This window comes from Pseudomonas sp. Marseille-Q5117 (assembly GCF_946901175.1).
GTDB lineage: Bacteria > Pseudomonadota > Gammaproteobacteria > Pseudomonadales > Pseudomonadaceae > Aquipseudomonas > Aquipseudomonas iranensis.
In genome coordinates this window covers 227,536-248,292 of the sequence record NZ_CAMPPP010000004.1, presented here as the reverse complement: position 1 = coordinate 248,292, position 20,757 = coordinate 227,536, and the positions used below count along the sequence as shown (strand labels likewise).

General features: G+C 61.0%; 17 protein-coding genes. 8 read left to right on the top strand and 9 right to left on the bottom strand.

Translation table 11 applies throughout. The annotated features are described in order from the left end of the window. The first annotated feature begins 245 nt into the window (after nt 1-245). Nucleotides 246-1,676, top strand: coding sequence for an exodeoxyribonuclease I (gene sbcB / locus OC605_RS09615; protein ID WP_262136760.1), 1,431 nt, complete (start codon nt 246-248; stop codon nt 1,674-1,676). A gap of 98 nt (nt 1,677-1,774) precedes the next feature. On the opposite strand, the gene mvaT is transcribed toward sbcB, so the two are convergent. Beyond that, complete coding sequence (mvaT, locus tag OC605_RS09610) at nt 1,775-2,152, bottom strand: histone-like nucleoid-structuring protein MvaT (RefSeq protein WP_016773476.1); 378 nt, start codon at nt 2,150-2,152, stop codon at nt 1,775-1,777. Nucleotides 2,153-2,489: 337 nt separating this feature from the next. On the opposite strand from mvaT, the gene purU reads away from it, so the two are divergent. After that, nucleotides 2,490-3,338 (top strand): formyltetrahydrofolate deformylase, encoded by an 849-nt coding sequence (purU, locus tag OC605_RS09605; protein WP_041479808.1) that lies wholly within the window; start codon nt 2,490-2,492, stop codon nt 3,336-3,338. 81 nt (nt 3,339-3,419) lie between these two features. Beyond that, on the top strand, nt 3,420-3,596 hold the full coding sequence (locus OC605_RS09600) for a hypothetical protein (protein ID WP_016773478.1): 177 nt from the start codon (nt 3,420-3,422) through the stop codon (nt 3,594-3,596). Here the strand turns inward: OC605_RS09600 and OC605_RS09595 are convergent. The 4 genes from OC605_RS09595 to OC605_RS09580 form a co-directional block, all read right to left on the bottom strand. Further along, entirely contained in the window at nt 3,580-4,578 is a 999-nt protein-coding gene (locus tag OC605_RS09595; protein WP_262136759.1) for a YbhN family protein, read from the bottom strand. The two genes, OC605_RS09600 and OC605_RS09595, sit on opposite strands and share 17 nt — an antisense overlap. Further along, on the bottom strand, nt 4,575-5,345 hold the full coding sequence (locus OC605_RS09590) for a polysaccharide deacetylase family protein (protein WP_262136758.1): 771 nt from the start codon (nt 5,343-5,345) through the stop codon (nt 4,575-4,577). Before OC605_RS09590 ends, OC605_RS09595 begins: the two co-directional genes overlap by 4 nt. Further along, nucleotides 5,338-6,429: a glycosyltransferase family 4 protein gene (locus tag OC605_RS09585; protein WP_262136881.1), complete on the bottom strand. Its 1,092-nt coding sequence runs from the start codon at nt 6,427-6,429 to the stop codon at nt 5,338-5,340. Before OC605_RS09585 ends, OC605_RS09590 begins: the two co-directional genes overlap by 8 nt. 216 nt (nt 6,430-6,645) lie before the next feature. Further along, on the bottom strand, nt 6,646-8,535 hold the full coding sequence (locus OC605_RS09580) for a methyl-accepting chemotaxis protein (RefSeq protein ID WP_262136757.1): 1,890 nt from the start codon (nt 8,533-8,535) through the stop codon (nt 6,646-6,648). Between the two features lie 186 nt (nt 8,536-8,721). Here OC605_RS09580 and OC605_RS09575 point away from each other — a divergent pair, with 186 nt between their 5' ends. Next, complete coding sequence (locus tag OC605_RS09575; protein ID WP_041480025.1) at nt 8,722-10,209, top strand: helicase HerA-like domain-containing protein; 1,488 nt, start codon at nt 8,722-8,724, stop codon at nt 10,207-10,209. 133 nt (nt 10,210-10,342) lie between these two features. On the opposite strand, the gene OC605_RS09570 is transcribed toward OC605_RS09575, so the two are convergent. Then, nucleotides 10,343-10,798: a DUF721 domain-containing protein gene (locus tag OC605_RS09570; RefSeq protein WP_262136756.1), complete on the bottom strand. Its 456-nt coding sequence runs from the start codon at nt 10,796-10,798 to the stop codon at nt 10,343-10,345. 308 nt (nt 10,799-11,106) lie between these two features. Between OC605_RS09570 and secA the strand changes: the two genes are divergently transcribed. The 4 genes from secA (at nt 11,107) to OC605_RS09550 (ending at nt 16,921) form a co-directional block, all read left to right on the top strand. After that, entirely contained in the window at nt 11,107-13,848 is a 2,742-nt protein-coding gene (gene secA, locus OC605_RS09565; RefSeq protein WP_038861039.1) for a preprotein translocase subunit SecA, read from the top strand. Between the two features lie 122 nt (nt 13,849-13,970). Next, a complete protein-coding gene (gene argJ, locus OC605_RS09560; protein ID WP_262136755.1) occupies nt 13,971-15,188 on the top strand; it encodes a bifunctional glutamate N-acetyltransferase/amino-acid acetyltransferase ArgJ in 1,218 nt (405 codons plus the stop codon). Nucleotides 15,189-15,347: 159 nt separating this feature from the next. Beyond that, entirely contained in the window at nt 15,348-15,980 is a 633-nt protein-coding gene (locus tag OC605_RS09555) for a glutathione S-transferase family protein (RefSeq protein ID WP_130888828.1), read from the top strand. After that, complete coding sequence (locus tag OC605_RS09550) at nt 15,977-16,921, top strand: Nudix family hydrolase (protein WP_186567652.1); 945 nt, start codon at nt 15,977-15,979, stop codon at nt 16,919-16,921. Before OC605_RS09555 ends, OC605_RS09550 begins: the two co-directional genes overlap by 4 nt. A 121-nt stretch (nt 16,922-17,042) precedes the next feature. Here the strand turns inward: OC605_RS09550 and OC605_RS09545 are convergent, their stop codons facing one another. From OC605_RS09545 to OC605_RS09535, 3 genes are read right to left on the bottom strand one after another with little or no spacing between them, the layout of a single operon-like run. Further along, on the bottom strand, nt 17,043-17,627 hold the full coding sequence (locus tag OC605_RS09545) for a cob(I)yrinic acid a,c-diamide adenosyltransferase (protein WP_262136754.1): 585 nt from the start codon (nt 17,625-17,627) through the stop codon (nt 17,043-17,045). 3 nt (nt 17,628-17,630) lie between these two features. After that, nucleotides 17,631-19,667, bottom strand: coding sequence for an ATP-binding protein (locus OC605_RS09540; RefSeq protein WP_262136753.1), 2,037 nt, complete (start codon nt 19,665-19,667; stop codon nt 17,631-17,633). Between the two features lie 45 nt (nt 19,668-19,712). Continuing rightward, nucleotides 19,713-20,630 (bottom strand): putative 2-dehydropantoate 2-reductase, encoded by a 918-nt coding sequence (locus tag OC605_RS09535; RefSeq protein WP_136492851.1) that lies wholly within the window; start codon nt 20,628-20,630, stop codon nt 19,713-19,715. Nucleotides 20,631-20,757: the final 127 nt, after the last annotated feature.

Below are 20,757 nucleotides of genomic sequence, written 5' to 3'. Positions count from 1 at the left end.
TCGGGGTGCAAGTGCGCCTGATGCTAGCAGCCTCTCGGGTGTGGGAGCGAGCCTGCTCGCGAATGAGGTGGAGCAGTCAGTCCATTTGCAACTGACAGAAAGCTTTCGCGAGCAGGCTCGCTCCCACAGGGAAAATACAATTCACCTGTAGGAATATGGAGAAATTGTTGTTCGCGGGCTACGAGACTGGCCGTGGCAACCTTGGAGCGCCTAGACTTCGCCGATCTTCTGTTCAGGATTCGCCCGTGACTTCAATCTTCTGGTACGACTACGAAACCACTGGCATCAATCCGCGCAACGACCGACCGCTGCAAGTGGCCGGGATTCGCACCGACCATGCGCTCAATGAGATCGACGAGCCGGTCAACCTCTATTGCCAGCCCAGCGAAGACATCCTGCCGCACCCGGCGGCGTGCGCGATCACCGGCATCACCCCCGGCCAGCTCGCTGAAAAAGGCCTGAGCGAAGCCGATTTCATGACTCGCGTGCATGCGCAACTGGCCGCACCGGGCACCTGTGGCGCCGGTTACAACACCTTGCGTTTCGACGACGAAATGACCCGCTACAGCCTGTATCGCAATTTCTTCGACCCCTATGCCCGTGAATGGCAGGGTGGCAACAGTCGCTGGGATCTGATTGATGTGGTGCGCGCCGCTTACGCATTGCGCCCGGACGGTCTGGTCTGGCCGACCGATGATGAAGGCCGCGTGACCCTCAAGCTCGAACGCCTGACAGCGGCCAACAATATCGATCACGGCCACGCTCACGAGGCGCTGTCGGATGTGCGCGCCACCATCGCGTTGGCGCGGCTGATTCGCGAGAAACAACCCAAGCTCTACGAGTGGCTGTTCCAGTTGCGCAGCAAACAGAAGGTGATGGATCAGATCCGCCTGTTGCAGCCACTGGTGCATGTGTCCGGGCGTTTCTCGGCGGCGCGCAGTTATGTCGGCGTGGTGCTGCCGCTGGCCTGGCACCCGAAGAATCGCAACGCCCTGATCGTCTGTGATCTGCATCTTGATCCGCAGGGGTTGCTGGACCTCGATGCGCAAGCCCTGCGTCAGCGTCTTTATACCCGTCGCGATGAGTTGGCCGATGGTGAACTGCCGGTGCCGCTCAAGCTCATACACATCAATCGTTGCCCGGTCGTTGCGCCGTTGGCGGTATTGCGCGCGCAAGACCAGCAGCGCCTTGGGCTGGACATGGCGCTTTATCAGGAGCGGGCAGTGCGACTAACTGACGCACAACAAGTCTGGAAAGATAAAGTCGCGGCGATTTATGCCAGCGAAGATTTCACTCCCAGCGAAGATCCCGAGCAGCAGTTGTACGATGGATTTATCGGTGATCGTGATCGTCGTTTATGCGAACAAGTTCGAACGGCCGATCCTGCGCAATTGGCGCAAGAGCAGTGGCCTTTCGATGATGAACGTTTGCCTGAATTACTTTTTCGATATCGAGCACGCAACTTTCCCGACACCCTGGATGTGGCCGAGCAAGAGCGCTGGAAATTATTTTGTCAGCAGCGCCTGACGCAGCCCGAGGCAGGTGCGCCGAATACCGTGCAGTCATTTATCGAGGCCGCCGAGCAATGGTCGCTTAGTGCGTCACCGATGCAGCGAGAGGTGCTCAATGACTGGCAGAATTATGTCCATGCATTACGCAAACGTTTGAATCTGTGAAATCGAACATGCCTGGACAATAAATTACGGGCATAAAAAAACGCCAGCGCTAGCTGGCGTTCTTTTGTTCGCGGATCGCTCTGCGAAGGCGTTGCGGCTTAGCCCAGCAGGGTCGCCCAGCCTTCAACCACATCGCCGCCCCACTTGGCTTTCCACTCTTTCAAAGTCTTGTGGTTGCCACCTTTGGTTTCGATGACTTCACCGTTGTGCGGGTTTTTGTATTGCTTAACTTTGCGTGCACGCTTGGTGCCGGTAGTTTTTACTGCGCCGCCACGTGGAGCCTTGGATTTCGCTTCTGGATCCAGCAGCGCGATGATGTCACGCAGCGACTTGGAGTATTCACCCATCAGCGTGCGCAGTTTGCCTTCGAATTCCAGTTCGGCTTGCAGTTTGTCGTCTTCGGACAGGTTCTTCAGACGGGCTTGCAGCTCTTTGATGGCTTCTTCGGTGGCGCGATATTCGTTGATCAAGGACATGAGTACTACCTTTTGTAGAATGCTGAATGACAGGGGACAGTGCCGCAATAATAGTCAGGCTGTTTCATCAAGTAAACATTTAGATCGGCTTTTTATTTAAATGAGTTACAGGAATTAGCCGCGCTTTGAATGTTCAGTTAAATAATGTGATGCAGTCAGCACAGATATTTACAGTTGTCTGACAAAAGCCCTTCTAAAGCGTCACTGTCTTGACGTAAGACCTGCGTCAGAAAGCCGTTTCGCCATGCTTTGTCCCACCCGGCGCGTATGCGTACTGCAGTTTTCCTGCGCAGTCGCTAGAATGGCGGCCTTTGTGAAGTTCTGGAGTTTCCCCCTCATGCGCACTTTTCGGCTGGTGATCTCTTGCCCGGACCGCGTTGGCATCGTTGCCAAAGTCAGTAATTTTCTGGCCTCTCATAACGGCTGGATCACCGAAGCGAGCCACCACTCTGACAATCAAGTGGGCTGGTTCTTCATGCGTCACGAAATCCGTGCCGATTCGCTGCCGTTCGGTATTGAAGAGTTGCGCGAGAAGTTCGCGCCGATCGCCGAAGAGTTCTCGATGGACTGGCGCATCACCGACACCGAGCAGAAAAAACGCGTGGTGCTGATGGCCAGCCGCGAATCCCACTGCCTGGCCGACCTGCTGCACCGCTGGCACAGCGATGAACTGGATTGCGAAATCGCCTGCGTGATCTCCAACCACGATGACCTGCGCAGCATGGTCGAGTGGCACGGCATCCCTTACTATCACGTGCCGGTCAATCCGCAGGACAAGCAGCCGGCATTCGACGAAGTGTCGCGCCTGGTCAAACAGCACGACGCCGAAGTGGTGGTGCTGGCGCGCTACATGCAGATCCTGCCGCCAGACATGTGCCGCGAATACGCGCACAAGGTCATCAACATCCACCACAGCTTCCTGCCATCGTTCGTCGGCGCCAAGCCGTATCACCAGGCATCCCTGCGTGGTGTGAAACTGATCGGCGCGACCTGCCACTATGTCACTGAAGAACTGGATGCCGGTCCGATCATCGAGCAGGACGTGGTGCGTGTCAGCCACAGCGACAGCATCGAAGACATGGTGCGTTTCGGCCGTGACGTCGAGAAAATGGTGCTGGCCCGTGGTCTGCGTTATCACTTGGAAGACCGCGTGCTGGTGCACGGCAACAAGACGGTTGTGTTCTGATCGAGCACGCCACGCTTGAAAAACCAAGGGCCTGGGCGTTGAATCGCTCAGGCCCTTGTCATTTGAGCCCGAGGAAAAGCCATGAGCGATCCACTGGACAAAGCCACTTCAAAAGCCCCCGCCACCCTTGGTGAAGGTTGCCTGAGTCGTTACGACCCGGATGACATGAGCCCGGACGACGGCACCGAATTCCCCGGCGCCGCCGAGCTTTGGGAGCAACTCCAGCAAGAGCAGGACGAACCTAAGAAGCCTGCCTGACGTTCATCAACTTCTTCAGCAACGGTTTGCCCAGCATCAATACGAATACCGGCCCGCCCACCAGCAGATAGAAGTAATACGTCACCACGCGCCAGATCAGGATCGCCGCCGCTGCGGTGGACTTGCCCACCATGGGTGCGAGCAGCGCGGCGGAGGTCAATTCTGCAGCCCCCGCGCCGCCGGGTAGCAGGCTGAACTGGCCGGCGCCGAGCGAGAGCATCTGCACCAGAAAACTCCATGCCCACTGCAAATCCGCGCCAAGCCCGCGCAAGGCCAGATACAGCACGCTGTAGCGCAGCAGCCAGTGCACGCAGGTCAGAGCAAAAACCTGAACCAGCGTTTGCCAGGGCAGTTTCAAGGTATCGGTAAATGCCGCGAGGAAGTGCAGCAACTTGCGCGCCCAGCGACGGCGAGTGCGTGCCGTGATTTTCAACACCGCCAACAGCTGCCCGCTCAAGCGGATCAGGGCACGGTGATAACGGGCGATCAACACGCAACTGAACAAACCGCCAAACAGCGAAACGGCGCTGACGGTCAGCAGCCACTCGAGGCGATCACTCAGGTGCTGGAACAGCGCGTAAATCAGAATCCCGCTCAGGGCGCAGAGAAAGAACAGCAGATCGCTGAGCTGGTCCATGGCAAACACCGCGCTGCCCCGCGCCGGACGCACGCCGCAACGGGCGAGCAGAGCCATGATCGTCAGCGGCCCGCCGCTGCCACCCGGTGTGGCGCAGTACGCGAACTCGGCGGCCATCACCACGCCGAGGCTTTTCAATGGCGCGACCTTTTCACGCTGGTCGCCGAGCAACAAACGCAGGCGCAACGTATTGATGCCCCAGCAGAGCAGGATCATGCCGAACATGATCAACAGCCAGTTCAGCGGGAAGCTGCGCAGGCGCGCCCAGGTTTCGCCGCCGCCGAGCAGCACCGGAATCAGCACCGCCGCGAGCAGGCCGATCAGCAACAACAGGCTGCGCTTCATGCTGCGCGTTCCAGCTGACCGTGCTGGCGGGACAGCCAGTCGATTTTGGTCAGCGGTATACGTCCCTCTGCCAGCAGGCGTTGCAACGTGTGCAACCAGTAATCGCGAGAAAAGCGGTGACGCATGTCCACCGGATGCAGCCCCAGGCGAATCACCGATGCCTCGCGCCAGCGCTGTTCGCGCTGGTCGCTGACGATTTTCGACAAGCCGCGCCGCCAGGCACTGCGCGCACTCCACACCAGCCCGGGTGCATCGATGGCGCTGAAGTCGGGCAAGCGATAAAGATGCTGCGGATCGCTGGTGTAGCTGAGCGGCAATTCACGCAAGGCCTGGCGGGTGCCATTGCTCATCAGCCAAGCCGGGGCGACGAAACCCTGCACCGGCCAGTCGTAGCGCTGAAACATCTCCAGACCCGCGTGCAGGCGGGCCAGGGCTGCTTCGCGGGACAAGCGATAGAACTCGCCTTCATGGGTGTAGACCCGGCGCATGAACCAGTCGCGCGGGGTGTTCGGCAGGGGTTCCTGATCGTCATGGTAGTAGCCGTGCAGCGCCAGTTCGTCGCCTCGGGCGACACGGGCATCGAGCACTCGGCGAAACTCAGGGTTGGCATCAAGGGCATCGTGGCGATGGAAGTCCGGCACCACCAGCCACGTCATCGGCACATCACCCAAGGCATCGACAGCCTCGACGAAGGGCTGGTAATCCGCCCACGTCGAGGGCGCCACATCATGCAACACCAGGCAAACAGCTTTCATTTCTTCAACCATTGGCCACCCGTGGCAGCGTATGGCCGAGCACCGCGTGGTAGTGGCTGAGCAGGCTGTCGACCACGGTGTCCCAGGCGTAATGCCGTTCGACGTGCTGGCGCGCCTGTTGACCGAGGCGGGCGCAGCCGCGACTGAACAGCTCGCGCACTGCGTTAGCCATGGCCTGTGGATTGTTCGGCGCGCAGAGCAGACCGCAGGATTCGTTGACGATTTCTTCGAACGCCCCGGCTGCCACCGCCACCACGGGAATGCCGCAGGCCATGGCCTCAAGGATGACCAGCCCGAAGGTTTCCTGGTCGCCGGCATGCAGCAGCGCATCGGCGCTGGCCATCAGCCGCGAGACTTTCGGCGCCGGGCAGAATTCGTCGATAACGCTGACGTTGTCCGGCACCGCTGCGGGCATCGACGAGCCGACCAGCAGCAAGTGGTAACGCGGACCAAGGCGTTGCATGCATTTGAGCAGCACTGGCAGGTTTTTCTCCTTGGAACCGCGCCCGGCAAAGATCAGCAGGCGGGTGTCTTCGGCGATTCCCAGCTCGGCACGCAGGGCGCGGTCGCGGGCGTCGGGATGGAAAGTGTGCAGATCCACGCCCAGCGGTTGCACATGGACATTGCGTACACCAAGCCCGATGAGCTTGTCGGCCATGACCTGGCTTGGCGCGAGCACACGATCGAAATTGCCGTACAGACGAGTCACGTAAGCCTCGACATTCGGCGTGACCCAATGGCCCATGCGATTGCCCGCCAGCAGCGGCAGATCCGAGTGATAAAAGCCGATCACCGGCACATCCAGCTGCCGCCGCGCATCCAGCGCTGCCCATGCGGTGAGGTAGGGATCGCCGACTTCGATCAGATCAGGCTGCAAATCCTGCAGGACGTTTCGCCAAGGCGCCAGGCGCAGGGGGAAGCGATAACCTTTGCCGAAGGGCAGGGCGGGCGCCGGAACCGTGAAAATGCCGTCATGTTCACCCAGTCTCGCGCCGGGGATCAGCAGGCTGTGGCGAATGGCATTGCGCTCGCCAAGGCGACGGTGTTTGGCATCCAGATAAGTCCGCACGCCTCCGCTGGCCGGGGCGTAGAACATGGTGATGTCGGCGATATGCACGATGAGCAACCCTCCGCTGTGTCGTTCTCCCTTGATTGACCTTTATCCAGAATAGATGTTCGGTCGGGATTGCGCGGTGGGGTGTCAGTCGGGTTTCGTTGAAAGGTAGATATTCGCGAGCAGGCTCGCTCCCACAATGGAATGCATTTTCCCTGTGGGAGCGAGCCTGCTCGCGAAGTGGCCAGTCGCCGCAGCTTAAATCCTGAAGCTGCCCACCAGTTGCTTGAGACGCGAAGCCTGCTGCTCCAGATCCGAGCACGCGCGCAAGGTCGCTTGCAGGTTCTCTACTCCCTCCTGGTTCAGCGTGTTGATCTCGGTGATATCGACATTGATCGACTCAACCACCGCAGTCTGCTCCTCGGTCGCGGTCGCCACCGACTGGTTCATCCCATCAATCTCGCCAATGCGCAGGGTCACGCTGTTCAGGCGTTCGCCGGCAAGGTTGGCGATCTCGACGCTGTCCTGGCTGTGGCGCTGGCTGTCGCTCATGGTGCTCACCGATTCCCGGGCGCCGACTTGCAGCTCCTCGATCATGGTCTGCACCTGTTGTGCCGATTCCTGCGTGCGGTGCGCGAGGTTGCGCACTTCGTCGGCCACCACGGCGAAACCACGACCGGCCTCACCGGCGCGCGCCGCTTCGATCGCTGCGTTCAGCGCCAACAGGTTGGTCTGCTGGGAAATGCTGGTGATCACTTCGAGAATCTGGCCGATATTGACGGTCTTGCTGTTCAGCGACTCGATGTTGGTGCTCGACGCGCTGAGCATGCTCGACAGTTGGTTCATCGCCTTGATGCTGCGCTCGACCACTTGCTGGCCATCCTCGGCCAGACCACGGGCGTCGCTGGCCTGATTCGACGCTTGCGCAGCATTGCGGGCGATTTCCTGGGCGGCGGCGCCGAGCTGATTGATCGCGGCGGCAACGCTGCTGGTGCGCGAGGCTTGCTGGTCGGAGTTGTACATCGACGAGTTTGACGCTGCGACCACGCGCAGGGCGACCTCGTTGACCTGGCCGGTGGCCGAGGACACTTCGCGGATCGAACCGTGAATGCGCTCGACGAAGCGGTTGAACGCGGTGCCAAGGATGCCGAATTCATCGTTATTGACGATGTTCAGGCGTTTGGTCAGGTCGCCCTCACCGTCGGCGATGTCTTCCATCGCGCGGGTCATCACGTGCAGCGGCTGGATCAGCAGGCGGATCAGCATGCCGAGCAGGGCGATGATGATTGCCACGGCAATAATGGTTGCGATTACCGCTGAGGTACGGAATTCGCTGAGCATCGAGTAGGCCTGATCCTTGTCGATCGACAGGCCGATGTACCAGTTCACCGACGGCAGCCCCTTGATCGGGGCGAAGGTGACGATGCGGGTTTTGCCGTCGACGCTCACTTCGCTGAAATCGCTGCTGATGCGCGGCGTGTCCTGCGGGTAGGCTTCTTGCAGCGATTTCATCACCAAAGCCTTGTCCGGGTGGACGAGGATCTTGCCGTCGGCGCTGATCAGAAACGCATAGCCCATGCCGTCGAAATCCCGTGCGGCGAGGGTGTCGACCAGCGATTGCAGGCTCAGGTCACCACCGACCACGCCAACGCTCTGCCCGGCCTTTTTCGACGCGGTGGCGATGGAGATGATCAACTGGCCGGTGGCCGCATCGATGTAGGGTTCGGTCAGGGTCGAGGTGCTGCTGCTTTCGGCACCTTTATACCAAGGGCGTACGCGCGGATCGAAACCGTCCGGCATCTTCACGTCCGGGCGGATGGTGAAATGCCCGGTGGCATCGCCCAGGTAGGTGGCCATGAACGTCGAGGTCAGGCTTTTCTGTTCCAGCAGGCTGGCGACCGTGGCAGGTTCCGGGTTGATGGCGATGTTCTGTGCGGCGTTCTCGATCAGCAGAATGCGCCCGCTGAGCCAGGTCTGGATGTTGCCGGCGGTGACCTCGCCCATTTCATTGAGGTAGTTGTTCAGGTCATCGCGGATCGCATTGCGTTGCAGCAAGTCGTTGTACAACGTGAACGAGGCAAAAGCGGCAATGACGATGAGAGCGGCGGCAAGCAAAATCTTATGGCTGAAGCGCAGGTTTTTGTTCATGGCTTGGGGTTCCGCTAAGGTCTTAATGTCCTGGGCGTGCTTTGATAGAGACGCGCACTATGGGCAAGGTTGAAAAACTGATATTTCCGGCTCTCCTTAGGGAAATGTCCGACCCGATTTTCTGATGGGTCTATCCAATTTATGTATCGGCCATGTGTCATCAAAGATTAACCATTGGGTGAGAAAATGCCTGACTCTTCGCAACTCGTTATCGGCGCTGATCCGGCCGCGCAACCCATCGCTCAGGCCATGCGCCTGGCCAACCGCCACGGGCTGATTGCCGGCGCCACCGGCACCGGTAAGACTGTGACATTGCAGCGTCTGGCCGAAGCGTTCAGCGACGCCGGTGTCGCGGTGTTCGCCGCCGACATCAAGGGCGACCTCTGCGGGCTCGGCGCCGCTGGCAACCCGCAGGGCAAAGTGGCCGAGCGCATCGCCGGCATGCCCTGGCTCGGTCACACGCCGCAGGCTTATCCCGTCACGCTGTGGGACATCCACGGTGAATCCGGTCATCCGCTGCGCACCACGCTGAGCGAAATGGGCCCGTTGCTGATCGGCAGCTTGCTCGAGCTGACCGACAGTCAGCAGTCGGCGCTGTACGCGGCGTTCAAGGTGGCGGATCGCGAAGGGCTGTTGCTGCTGGATCTCAAGGATCTGAAAGCGCTGCTCAATCACCTCAAGGACAATCCGCAGTTGCTCGGCGAAGATGCGGCGCTGATGACCACCGGTTCCAGCCAGGCGCTGCTGCGCCGCTTGGCGACACTGGAACAGCAGGGCGCCGAAGCCCTGTTCGGCGAGCCGGCGCTGCAACTCGAAGACATTCTGCAACCGGGCGCCGATGGCCGTGGACGCATCCATCTGCTCGACGCCAGCCGCCTGGTGCACGAGGCGCCGAAGGTTTACGCAACGTTCCTGCTGTGGCTGCTGGCCGAGTTGTTCGAGCAACTGCCCGAGCGCGGCGATGCTGACAAGCCGCTGCTGGCGCTGTTCTTCGATGAGGCGCACTTGTTGTTCGGCGACACGCCCAAGGCGTTGCAGGAACGCCTGGAGCAAGTGGTGCGTTTGATTCGTTCCAAGGGTGTTGGCGTGTATTTCGTCACCCAGTCGCCGGCGGATCTGCCGGATGACGTGCTGGCGCAGTTGGGCTTGCGCATTCAACACGGCCTGCGTGCGTTCACCGCCAAAGAGCAGAAATCTCTGCGCGCCGTGGCGGATGGCTTTCGGCCGAATCCGGCGTTCGACAGTCTGTCGGTGCTGACTGAGTTAGGTATTGGTGAGGCGTTGGTCGGCACGCTGACCGAGAAGGGCACGCCGGAAATGGTCCAGCGCGTGCTGGTGGCACCGCCGCAATCGCGGATCGGCCCGCTGACCGAAACCGAGCGCACCGTACTGATCGCCGGCTCACCGTTCAAGGGCCGTTATGACAAGCCGATCGATCGCGAGTCGGCCTATGAGATCTTGATGGGACGCAAAGGGCTGGCGCCCGAGGCTGAAACACCAGCGGGCAAAGCGGCGGCCGAAGAGCCGAGCCTGGCTGACCGCGCGGGAGAATTCCTCGGCACGGCGGCAGGGCAGGCGCTGAAATCAGCGATGCGCCAGGCGGCCAATAACCTTGGCAAGCAGTTGGTGCGCGGGTTGATGGGCTCTCTGCTCGGAGGCAGCAAGCGCCGCTGATCTCAGGCGAATCGGAGATCCAAACTGTGGGAGCGAGCCTGCTCGCGAAAGCGCTGTGTCATTCAACATCAATGTCGTCTGACACGGCCTCTTCGCGAGCAGGCTCGCTCCCACATGGCAATGGTGTGCACGGTCAGGTTTTGTTTTTGGCATGCGCCGCCAGTCGCTCCAGCGCCGCGCGCAATCCCGGATCGCTGATCCCGTCGGCCGTCGACTGAATCGTCTCCGCCGCACTGCTGGACAAATCCATGGTGTGTCCAACCGCCCGGTGCTGGACGATCGGCGGGCGCACGCTGAATTTGATCCGCGTCAGGTTGGCGAACTCTTCGAACAATTGCAGCTGCCGCTGCAGGCGTTTCTGCTGATAGCGCAGGCGCGTTGCCCAATGGCCGTCAGTGACCACCAGTGACAGCTCGCCTTCGCGCCACTTGGCTACCCGGCAATGCTCGCGGGCGGCCGGTTGCAGCTGGCTTTCGAGCAGGCGCTGCAAATGCTCCAGGCGCTGGGCATGGCCGAGGATGGCTTTCAGCGGTTTGGCTTCGCGTAACAGAACGGCGGGGGCTCTGGCCGTGAGAGGGCGAAACGCCATGATCGAACACCTGAAGGAACAGAGGCGCCATGGTAGCAGAAAGCTGCGGAACCTCTGGGCCATTGCTTTTGTCCCTGATTTGCTCATTAAATCAACGCCTGACTTCTTTCCCCCGACGGGTTGAAGTTGAGCAAAACGCCCCTATTTTAAGTGAGCCCCGTCAAAGCGCAGTGCCAGCATCGTGGAACATCGCCACTTTCCTCACCACCGTTTCCGGGTAGAATGCTCGTTCGCATGCGGCCATGAGGGCTGCACGGGCGACTCACGGGGCCGCCCTCCATCCCTTTAGTGTGGAAGATCCTGCCGATATGTTTGCGCCTTTGTTAAAGAAACTTTTTGGAAGCAAGAACGAGCGTGAAGTCAAACGCATGCTCAAGACGGTGCAGCTCGTCAATGCCTTCGAAGAGCAAATGGTGGCCCTTTCGGACGATCAATTGCGCGCCAAGACCGCCGAGTTCAAGGCCCGTATCGCCAAAGGGGAAACCCTCGACAAGCTGTTGCCGGAAGCCTTCGCCGTCGCCCGCGAGGCCGGCAAGCGTGTGATGGGCATGCGCCACTTCGACGTGCAACTCGTCGGCGGCATGACTCTGCACGAAGGCAAGATTGCCGAAATGCGCACCGGTGAGGGCAAGACCCTCGTGGCCACCCTGGGTGTTTACCTCAACGCACTGTCCGGCAAGGGCGTGCACGTTGTGACCGTGAACGACTACCTGGCCCGCCGTGACGCCAACTGGATGCGCCCGCTGTATGAGTTCCTCGGCCTGACCGTCGGCGTCGTGACGCCGTTCCAGCCGCCGGAAGAGAAGCGCGCCGCCTACGCCGCCGACATCACCTACGGCACCAACAACGAATTCGGTTTCGACTACCTGCGCGACAACATGGCGTTCAGCATGGATGAAAAATTCCAGCGCGAACTCAATTTTGCCGTGATCGACGAAGTCGACTCCATCCTCATCGACGAAGCGCGTACTCCGCTGATCATTTCCGGTCAGGCCGAGGACAGCTCCAAGCTGTACATGGAGATCAACAAGCTGATCCCGCAGCTGGAACTGCACGTCGAAGAAGTTGAAGGCCAGGTCACCAAGGCCGGTCACTACACCGTTGACGAAAAGACCCGTCAGGTCGAACTCAACGAAGCCGGTCACCAGTTCATCGAAGAAATGCTCACCCGCGTCGGCCTGCTGGCCGAAGGCGAGAGCCTGTACTCGGCGCACAACCTTGGCCTGCTGACCCACGTCTACGCCGGTCTGCGTGCGCACAAGCTGTTCAACCGCAACATCGAATACATCGTCCAGGACGGTCAGGTCGTACTGGTCGACGAACACACCGGTCGTACCATGCCGGGTCGTCGTCTGTCCGAAGGCCTGCACCAGGCTATCGAAGCCAAGGAAGGTCTGAACATTCAGGCCGAGAGCCAGACCCTGGCCTCGACCACCTTCCAGAACTACTTCCGTCTGTACACCAAGCTGTCCGGCATGACCGGTACCGCCGACACCGAAGCGTTCGAATTCCACCAGATCTATGGTCTGGAAGTCATGGTCATCCCGCCGAACAAGCCGTTGGCGCGTAAAGACTACAACGACCTGGTGTTCCTCACCGCCGAAGAGAAATACGCGGCGATCGTCGCGGACATCAAGGAAAGCATGGCCGCCGGTCGTCCGGTGCTGGTGGGTACCGCGACCATCGAGACCTCCGAGCACATGTCCGAGTTGCTCGTCAAAGAAGGCATCGAACACAAGGTTCTCAACGCCAAGTTCCACGAAAAAGAAGCTGAAATCATTGCTCAGGCCGGTCGTCCGGGTGCGCTGACCATCGCCACCAACATGGCCGGTCGTGGTACCGACATCCTGTTGGGCGGCAACTGGGAAGTGGAAGTCGCTTCGCTGGAAAACCCGACTCCCGAGCAGATCGCGCAGATCAAGGCCGACTGGCAGAAGCGTCACCAGCAAGTGCTGGAGTCCGGCGGCTTGCAGGTAATTGCTTCCGAGCGTCACGAATCGCGCCGTATCGACAACCAGCTGCGTGGCCGTGCCGGCCGTCAGGGCGATGCCGGTTCGAGCCGCTTCTACCTGTCGCTGGAAGACAGCCTGATGCGCATTTTCGCCTCTGACCGGGTGAAGAACTTCATGAAGGCTCTGGGCATGCAGCCGGGCGAAGCGATCGAACACCGCATGGTGACCAACGCAATCGAGAAGGCGCAGCGCAAGGTTGAAGGCCGCAACTTCGACATCCGCAAGCAACTGCTCGAGTTCGACGACGTCAACAACGAGCAGCGTAAAGTGATCTATCACATGCGTAACACGTTGCTGGCCGCTGACAACATCGGCGAAACCATCGCCGACTTCCGTCAGGACGTGCTCAACGCTACCGTCAGCGCCCACATTCCGCCGCAATCGCTGCCAGAGCAGTGGGACGTCGCCGGTCTGGAAGCGTCGATCGAAAGCGATTTCGGCGTGAAACTGCCGATCCAGCAATGGCTCGACGAAGACGATCACCTGTACGAAGAAACCCTGCGCGAGAAGCTCATGACCGAGCTGATGGCGGCTTACAACGAGAAAGAAGATCAGGCCGGTGCCGAGGCGCTGCGCTCGTTCGAGAAGCAGATCGTCCTGCGCGTACTCGACGACCTGTGGAAAGACCACCTGTCGACCATGGATCACCTGCGTCACGGCATTCACCTGCGTGGCTATGCGCAGAAGAACCCGAAGCAGGAATACAAGCGCGAGTCGTTCACGCTGTTCTCCGAGCTGCTCGATTCGATCAAGCGCGACTCGATCCGCGTGCTCTCGCACGTTCAGGTTCGCCGCGAAGATCCGGAAGCCGAAGAGCAACGCCTGCGTCAGGAAGCCGAAGCACTGGCGGCGCGCATGCAGTTCGAACATGCCGAAGCGCCTGGGCTGGATCAGCCGGAAGCGTTGGGTGAAGAGGTCGATGTGGCACTGGCCACCGCCGCTGCCCCGGTGCGCAACGAGCAGAAGCTGGGCCGCAACGAACTGTGCTACTGCGGTTCGGGCAAGAAATACAAGCATTGCCACGGGCAGATCCAGTAAAACCCGTTTCAATCGCTGAACACCCCGCGCCGCGACCGGCTCCTGCCGTCGCGGCGTTTTGCCATTTATCCCACCGTCCTTTTCCGTGACGGTGCTGACATCATTGAGTAAGGAGCGCATTCATGGCTGTTGGTCTTGGTCCTTTGCCAACGTTGCACCCGGTTGCCGGTTTTGAACTCGGTATCGCCTCGGCCGGCATCAAGCGCCCGGGGCGCAAGGATGTAGTGGTGATGCGCTGTGCTGAAGGTTCGACCGTGGCTGGCGTGTTCACCCTGAACGCGTTCTGCGCCGCGCCGGTGATCCTGGCGAAAAAGCGCGTGCACAATGCCGTGCGGTACTTGCTGACCAACACCGGCAATGCCAACGCCGGCACCGGCGAGCCTGGCTTGGCGGCTGCCGAGCGCACCACCGCTAAATTGGCCGAGCTGACCGGCGTCGATGCCAGCCAGATTCTGCCGTACTCCACCGGTGTGATCGGCGAGCCGCTGCCGGTCGAAAAAATCGAAGGCGCACTGCAAGCCGCGCTGGACGACCTGTCGGAGAACAACTGGGAAGCCGCCGCCACTGGCATCATGACCACCGACACCCTGCCCAAGGGCGCCAGCCGCCAGTTCGAGCATGACGGCGTGACCATCACTGTCACCGGCATCAGCAAAGGCGCCGGCATGATTCGCCCGAACATGGCGACCATGCTGGGTTACATCGCCACCGACGCCAAAGTCTCCCGCGAGGTGCTGCACAACCTGATGCTCGACGGCGCCAACAAGTCGTTCAACCGCATCACCATCGACGGCGACACCTCGACCAACGACTGCTGCATGCTGATCGCCACTGGCAAGGCCGCGTTGCCTGAGATCACCCGCGCTGAAGGCGAGCTGTTCGCCAAGCTGAAGCAAGCGGTGTTCGAAGTGTGCATGGACGTCGCCCAGGCCATCGTGCGCGACGGCGAAGGCGCGACCAAGTTCGTCACCGTTGAAGTGAATGGCGGCGGCAACCACCAGGAATGCCTGGACGTCGGTTACACCGTGGCCCACTCGCCGCTGATCAAGACCGCGCTGTTCGCCTCTGACCCGAACTGGGGCCGTATCCTCGCTGCCGTGGGCCGTGCCGGCGTGCCGGATCTGGACGTGAGCAAGATCGACGTGTTCCTCGGCGACGTGTGCATCGCCAGCCGTGGCGCCCGCGCCGCGACCTACACTGAAGCCCAGGGCTCGGCGGTGATGCAGCAGGAAGAAATCACCATTCGCATCGAACTGGGCCGCGGCGAATGCAGCGAAACCATCTGGACCACCGACCTGTCGCATGAGTACGTGAAGATCAACGCTGAATACCGTACTTGACCTGATCCGGGACCGAGCCGCTCCATTCGCGAGCAGGCTCGCTCCCACAGGGTATTCTCGCTGCAGTTCGGTTTTCTGTGGGAGCGAGCCTGCTCGCGAAAACGGCGATCCGGACACAACCCATTCAGAAGCATTCCTCTGACGAAAAGGCGCCACACCATGTCCCTGCACCTGATCATCGGCGACAAACTGCTTTCCTCCTGGTCCCTGCGTGCGGCACTGGCGCTTGAACTGACCGGCGCACCCTACAGCGAGGAGCTGATCAAGCTCGGCAAGCCCGACACCCGCGAGCGCCTGCTCAAGCATTCGCCGACCGGCAAGGTGCCGCTGCTGCAAACCACCCGTGGCACCATCGCCGATTCGCTGGCCATCGCCGAATACCTCGCCGAACAGTTTCCGTCCGAGCAACTCTGGCCGAGCGATACCTTCGCCCGCGCCCAGGCCCGCTCGGCCTGCGCACAAATGCACAGCGGTTTCTTCGCCATGCGTAACCACATGCCGTTCAACCTCAGCCAGGACGCACCGCTGAACCCGGTGCCGCCAGAAGTGAAGGTCGATATCGAACGCATGCTCGCGCTATGGGCCGAATGCCGCGCGGCAGCCACGGAAGAGGGGCCGTACCTGTTCGGTCGTGTCAGTCTCGCCGATGCCTTCTTCGCGCCGATCGCCGTGCGCTTGCGCACCTATCAGGTGAAGCTGCCAGCGGTCGACGAAGCTTACGTTGAAACCGTCTACCAATGGCCCGCCTTCAAAGCGTGGCAAAAGGCTGGACTGGAGGAATTGAACCCGTGAAACGCGTCCACGTCGCCGCTGCCGTCATCCGTGACGGCGCCGGCAAAATTCTTATCGCCCGCCGTGCCGACACCCAGCATCAGGGCGGCTTGTGGGAGTTTCCCGGTGGCAAGGTCGAGGCTGACGAGTCTGTCGAATCGGCACTGGCTCGCGAGCTGCACGAAGAGCTGGGCATCATCGTTGATGCTGCGCGGCCGCTGATCAAGGTTCGCCACGATTACCCGGACAAACAGGTCTTGCTGGATGTCTGGGAAGTCTCGGCGTTCAGCGGCGAGCCCCACGGCGCGGAAGGTCAGCCACTGGCTTGGGTCACTGCCAGGGAATTGATCGACTATGAGTTTCCGGCAGCCAACCAGCCAATCGTCGCGGCAGCGCGCTTGCCTGCCGAATACCTGATCACTCCGGAAGATCTGGAAGGCCCGGCCTTGTTGCGCGGCATCCAGAAAGCGATTGCCGGCGGCATCAAATTGATCCAGCTGCGCGCACCCAACGGCTACGACCCGAAATATCGTGATCTGGCAGTCGACGCGGTCGGCCTGTGCGCGGGCAAGGCACAGTTGATGATCAAAGGGCCCTTCGAATGGCTCGGCGATTTCCCGTCTGCCGGTTGGCACATCACCGCTGCACAACTGCGTAAATACGCAGCGGCAGGACGTCCGTTGCCAGCCGAGCGCTGGCTCGCAGCGTCGTGCCATAACGCTGAAGAGCTGGCACTGGCCGCGCAGATGGGCGTCGACTTCGTCACCCTGTCGCCGGTGCAGCCGACTTTGACGCACCCGGATGCACAGCCATTGGGTTGGGAACAGGCTGCGGCACTGATTGAGGGTTTCAGCAAACCGGTGTTTCTGCTCGGTGGAGTAGGGCCGGCGGAGTGCGAGAAAGCCTGGGGTGTTGGGGCTCAGGGTGTGGCGGGGATTCGGGCGTTCTGGCCAGAAGCTTGATTCTCGATTGAGGCTAGCGGCCTCTTCGCGAGCAGGCTCGCTCCCACAGTGGATTGCATTTCTCCAGTCAGGATGCAGGCAATGTGGGAGCGAGCCTGCTCGCGAAGCGCCCTGACAGGCGCTACTTTCCTTCAGGTTTCGCCGCCGGCTGCCACCAAATCTCCGCCACCCCCTGCCGCCGCGCAATCAACCGCGCCACAACAAACAGCAAATCCGACAATCGATTGATATACGCCAGGCCAACCCCGGCCAATGGCTCAACCGAGTTCAAATGCTGACACCGCCGCTCGGCACCGCGCGCCAGACTGCGGCAGACATGCGCCTGCGCAATCAACATTGAACCACCCGGCAAGATAAAGTTTTCCAGCGGCCCCAGCTCTTCATTCCACACATCGATCGCTGCTTCCAGCCGCTCGATTTCAGCCTCGTTCAACGCCTGATATTCCGGCATCGCCAGTTCACCGCCGAGGTCGAACAGGCGATGCTGACACGGCGCCAACACGTCGATGATTTCATTCAGCCCTGGATGCACTGCGCGCTCGGCGAGCAAACCGGCGAGCAGCACGCCGACCTGACTGTTCAGCGTATCGACCTCGCCGATCGCCTCGATACGCGGGTGATCCTTGGGAACGCGGCGGCCGTCACCGAGGCCGGTTTCGCCTTTGTCGCCGGTGCGGGTGTAGATCTTCGACAGGCGGAAGCCCATGGGTTACCTCGGTAGTGGATTGGTTTCGGTGGTCAGCGGCGCCGGTTGCGCCAGCGGCAGACGCAGGGGGAAGCAAGGGCCCTGGCCGGGCGCCGACTGCACTTCCATCTGGCCCTTGTGATTGTTGGTGATGATGAAGTACGACACCGACAGGCCCAGGCCGGTGCCTTGGCCGATTTCCTTGGTGGTGAAGAACGGCTCGAAGGTACGCTTGCGCACGTTCTCGCTCATGCCGATGCCGTTGTCTTCGACTTGGATCTCGGCCCACGGCGGATTGAGCCTGGTGCGCAGAATGATCCGGCCCGGCTCGCTGTCGTCTTCACGCTGATGAATCGCCTGCGCGGCGTTCTTCAGCAGATTGAGCAGCACCTGTTCCAGCTCGTTGGCGGTGCCCGGCACCGGACCGAGGGCTGGGTCGAACTGGCGAATGATCGCCTGGCCCTTGAAGTCGAAGCCGATGGCCAGATCGAAGTCGTTACCGGCGATTTCCACGGCTTGATCAATCAATGCCGGCAGATCGCACGGCGCCATTTGCCGAGTGCTGCGGCGGCTGAAGCTGAGCATGTGCGTGACGATTTTCGCCGCGCGGGCGCCGGCCTGTTGAATGCCGTCGAGCAGTTGCGGGACTTCGCGGCCTTGCAGGTAGCGGTTCACCGTGTCCAGTTCGATGCCCAATTGTTCGGCGGTCTCGATGTTCTTCGGCAGATCCGCCGACAGACGCCGACGAATGTTCTGCACGTTGTGCAGGATCGCGCCGAGCGGGTTGTTGATTTCGTGGGCCATGCCGGCCGCAAGGCCACCGACCGAGAGCATTTTCTCCGACTGCACCATCATTTCTTCCAGCGACAGACGCTGAGTGATGTCGTCGATACGGATCACCACGCCACGCCCGGCACCGCCCATCAGCGGATAAAACGTCAGCGCATAATGCTTGGGTTCATCGTCCTTGAACCAGGTCACCCGGTCGACTTTGGCCACGGTGTGCTGTTCGACGGTGGCCTTGAGCTGCGGCAAAAACGGCTTGAGCGGTTCGAAGGCGAGGAAGATCGGCTGGTTCAGCGCCTCATCCAGGCGTGTGCCGGAGAGGGCGCTGGCTTCCTGATTCCATTGAGTGACGTAAAGCTGCTCGTCGAGAGCGATGAGCGCCGAGGGCATCGAGTCGATGATGCTGTTGAGGTAATTCTGGAAGCCGGTGAGTTTCTTCTCGATCTTGCTGCGCACCTGGACTTCCAGCTCCAGTTTGCGGTTGGTGTGGCGGGTTTCCTCGGCCAGCCCCTGCGCCTGATCGTAGGCGGCCTGTGAGTCGTCGCGTGCGCGTTTGAGCTGCTGCTCGCGGGCTTCGATGCGCGAAAGCATGGTGTTGAACGCCTCGGCCAGACTGCCGATTTCGTCATGGTTGCCGCGTGCAGCGCGCAAGGCGTAGTTCTCTTCGCGGGTGACCTGCCGGGACAATTCCTCCAGCTGGTGAATCGGCCGGGTAATCAGGCGCTTGATCTGCCGGGCGATGACCAGCCACAGCAGTACGCTGAAGATCAGGATGCCGAGGCTGGCGGTCAGGGTGCCGGTGTAGAACGCCATCGGCAGTTCGCTGCTGGCGACCAGCAACAGATGCCCCGGCGCGGCACCGGGGCGTGGCAGGGTGATCAGTTGGTTGCTGCGGAACTCGGTGAGTTGCCAGGCTTCGACGTGGCGGTAGCGCTCGGGGAGGCTGAGTTTTTCGCCGCGCTGCACTTGCGCCAGGCGTTCGCCCTTGCCGTCGTACAGGGCGGCGGCACGCAGCGGTGAATAACTGTCGAGCTCCTTGAGCAGGCGCTCGGCGCTGCGCGGTGACTCCAGCGCATCGCTGACCAGACTCGGATTGGCGATCAGCCGGCCGATGGTCTGCAGGGCCTGAGGCGCCATGCTTTCCTGAGAAATGTAGTAGGCGGCGCTGATAAAGGTCAGGTTGGCGACCAGCAGAACCGTGGTCAACAACACCAGCAGGGCAGCCAGCAGTTTCTGGCCGACCGGCAGGTTTTCAAGGCGCTGGCGCAATGGCATCAGGTTTATCGCAGCAGAGGAACAAGTCGTCAGCCTAGCGGCTGCTCAGTCGCTGGGCAATCCACGCTTGTGCAGATGAGCGATCAGGCGTTGCTGCAACTGGTGTAGATGCGGCAGATGCAACTGATGGCGCTCGGCAACTTTGCAGGCGTGGCCCAACAGATAGCTGATCTCGGTGCGGCGCTGGTTGGCGACGTCCTGATACATCGAAGAGTAATTGGCGGCGGTGGCGTGGATCACTCGTTCGACTTCCGCTTGCAGATTGTCCGCCGCAGCGGGTTGGCCGCAGCGTTCGAGCAGTTCGGTCAATTCAGCACAGAGTGTGGCAACTTCGCAGTGATGCTCGCTCAGCCCGCCGTTACGGCAGTTGTGCAACACGGTCAGCGGGTTGATCGCGCAGTTCAGCGCCAGTTTGCGCCACAGGCGAGTAAGGATGTCGGCGCTCCATTCATGGGGAATGTTCGCCGCTTGCAGATCGTCCAGCCAGACCGGCGCCAGCGGATTTGCGCCATCGCCCAGCCAGTTGAACCCGTGACCGGCGAACACCACGCGCCAATCGCCATCACGGAACGCGCCCTCGGTGCTGGAGGCGCTGATGCAGCGCGCCTGTGGCACCCGCGCGGCGACGGCGTCCTGACTGCCGAGGCCGTTTTGCAGGAGGATCAGTTCGGCGTCCGGCGCGAGGCGGGAAGCGAGGCGGGCGACGGCCTCTTCGGCGTCATAGGCCTTGCACGCAACCAGCAATCGGCGAATCGGCTCGGGGCTGTCCGGGGTTTCGCCGGGAACTGCATAGGTATGAGCTTGTCCGTTTTCTACCAGGGTCAATCCGCCCACTGCCTCGTAGCTTTGCAAGCGCGCCGCATCACGCAGGATCAGGCGCACCGGCAAGCCGGCGCGAGCCAAACGTGTCGCCCAGAGTGTGCCGAGGCTGCCGGCGCCAAGTACGTGCCAGGTGGTCGACATCAGTTTTTTGCTCGATTGCTTGCAGGCATGTGCGGCTCGCCGTATCGGTAGGAAAAGACCCGTTATAATGAGCCCGATTTTAACCGCAAGCCAAGCGCGCTCCATCCACATCGAGCGCGCCTTTTTA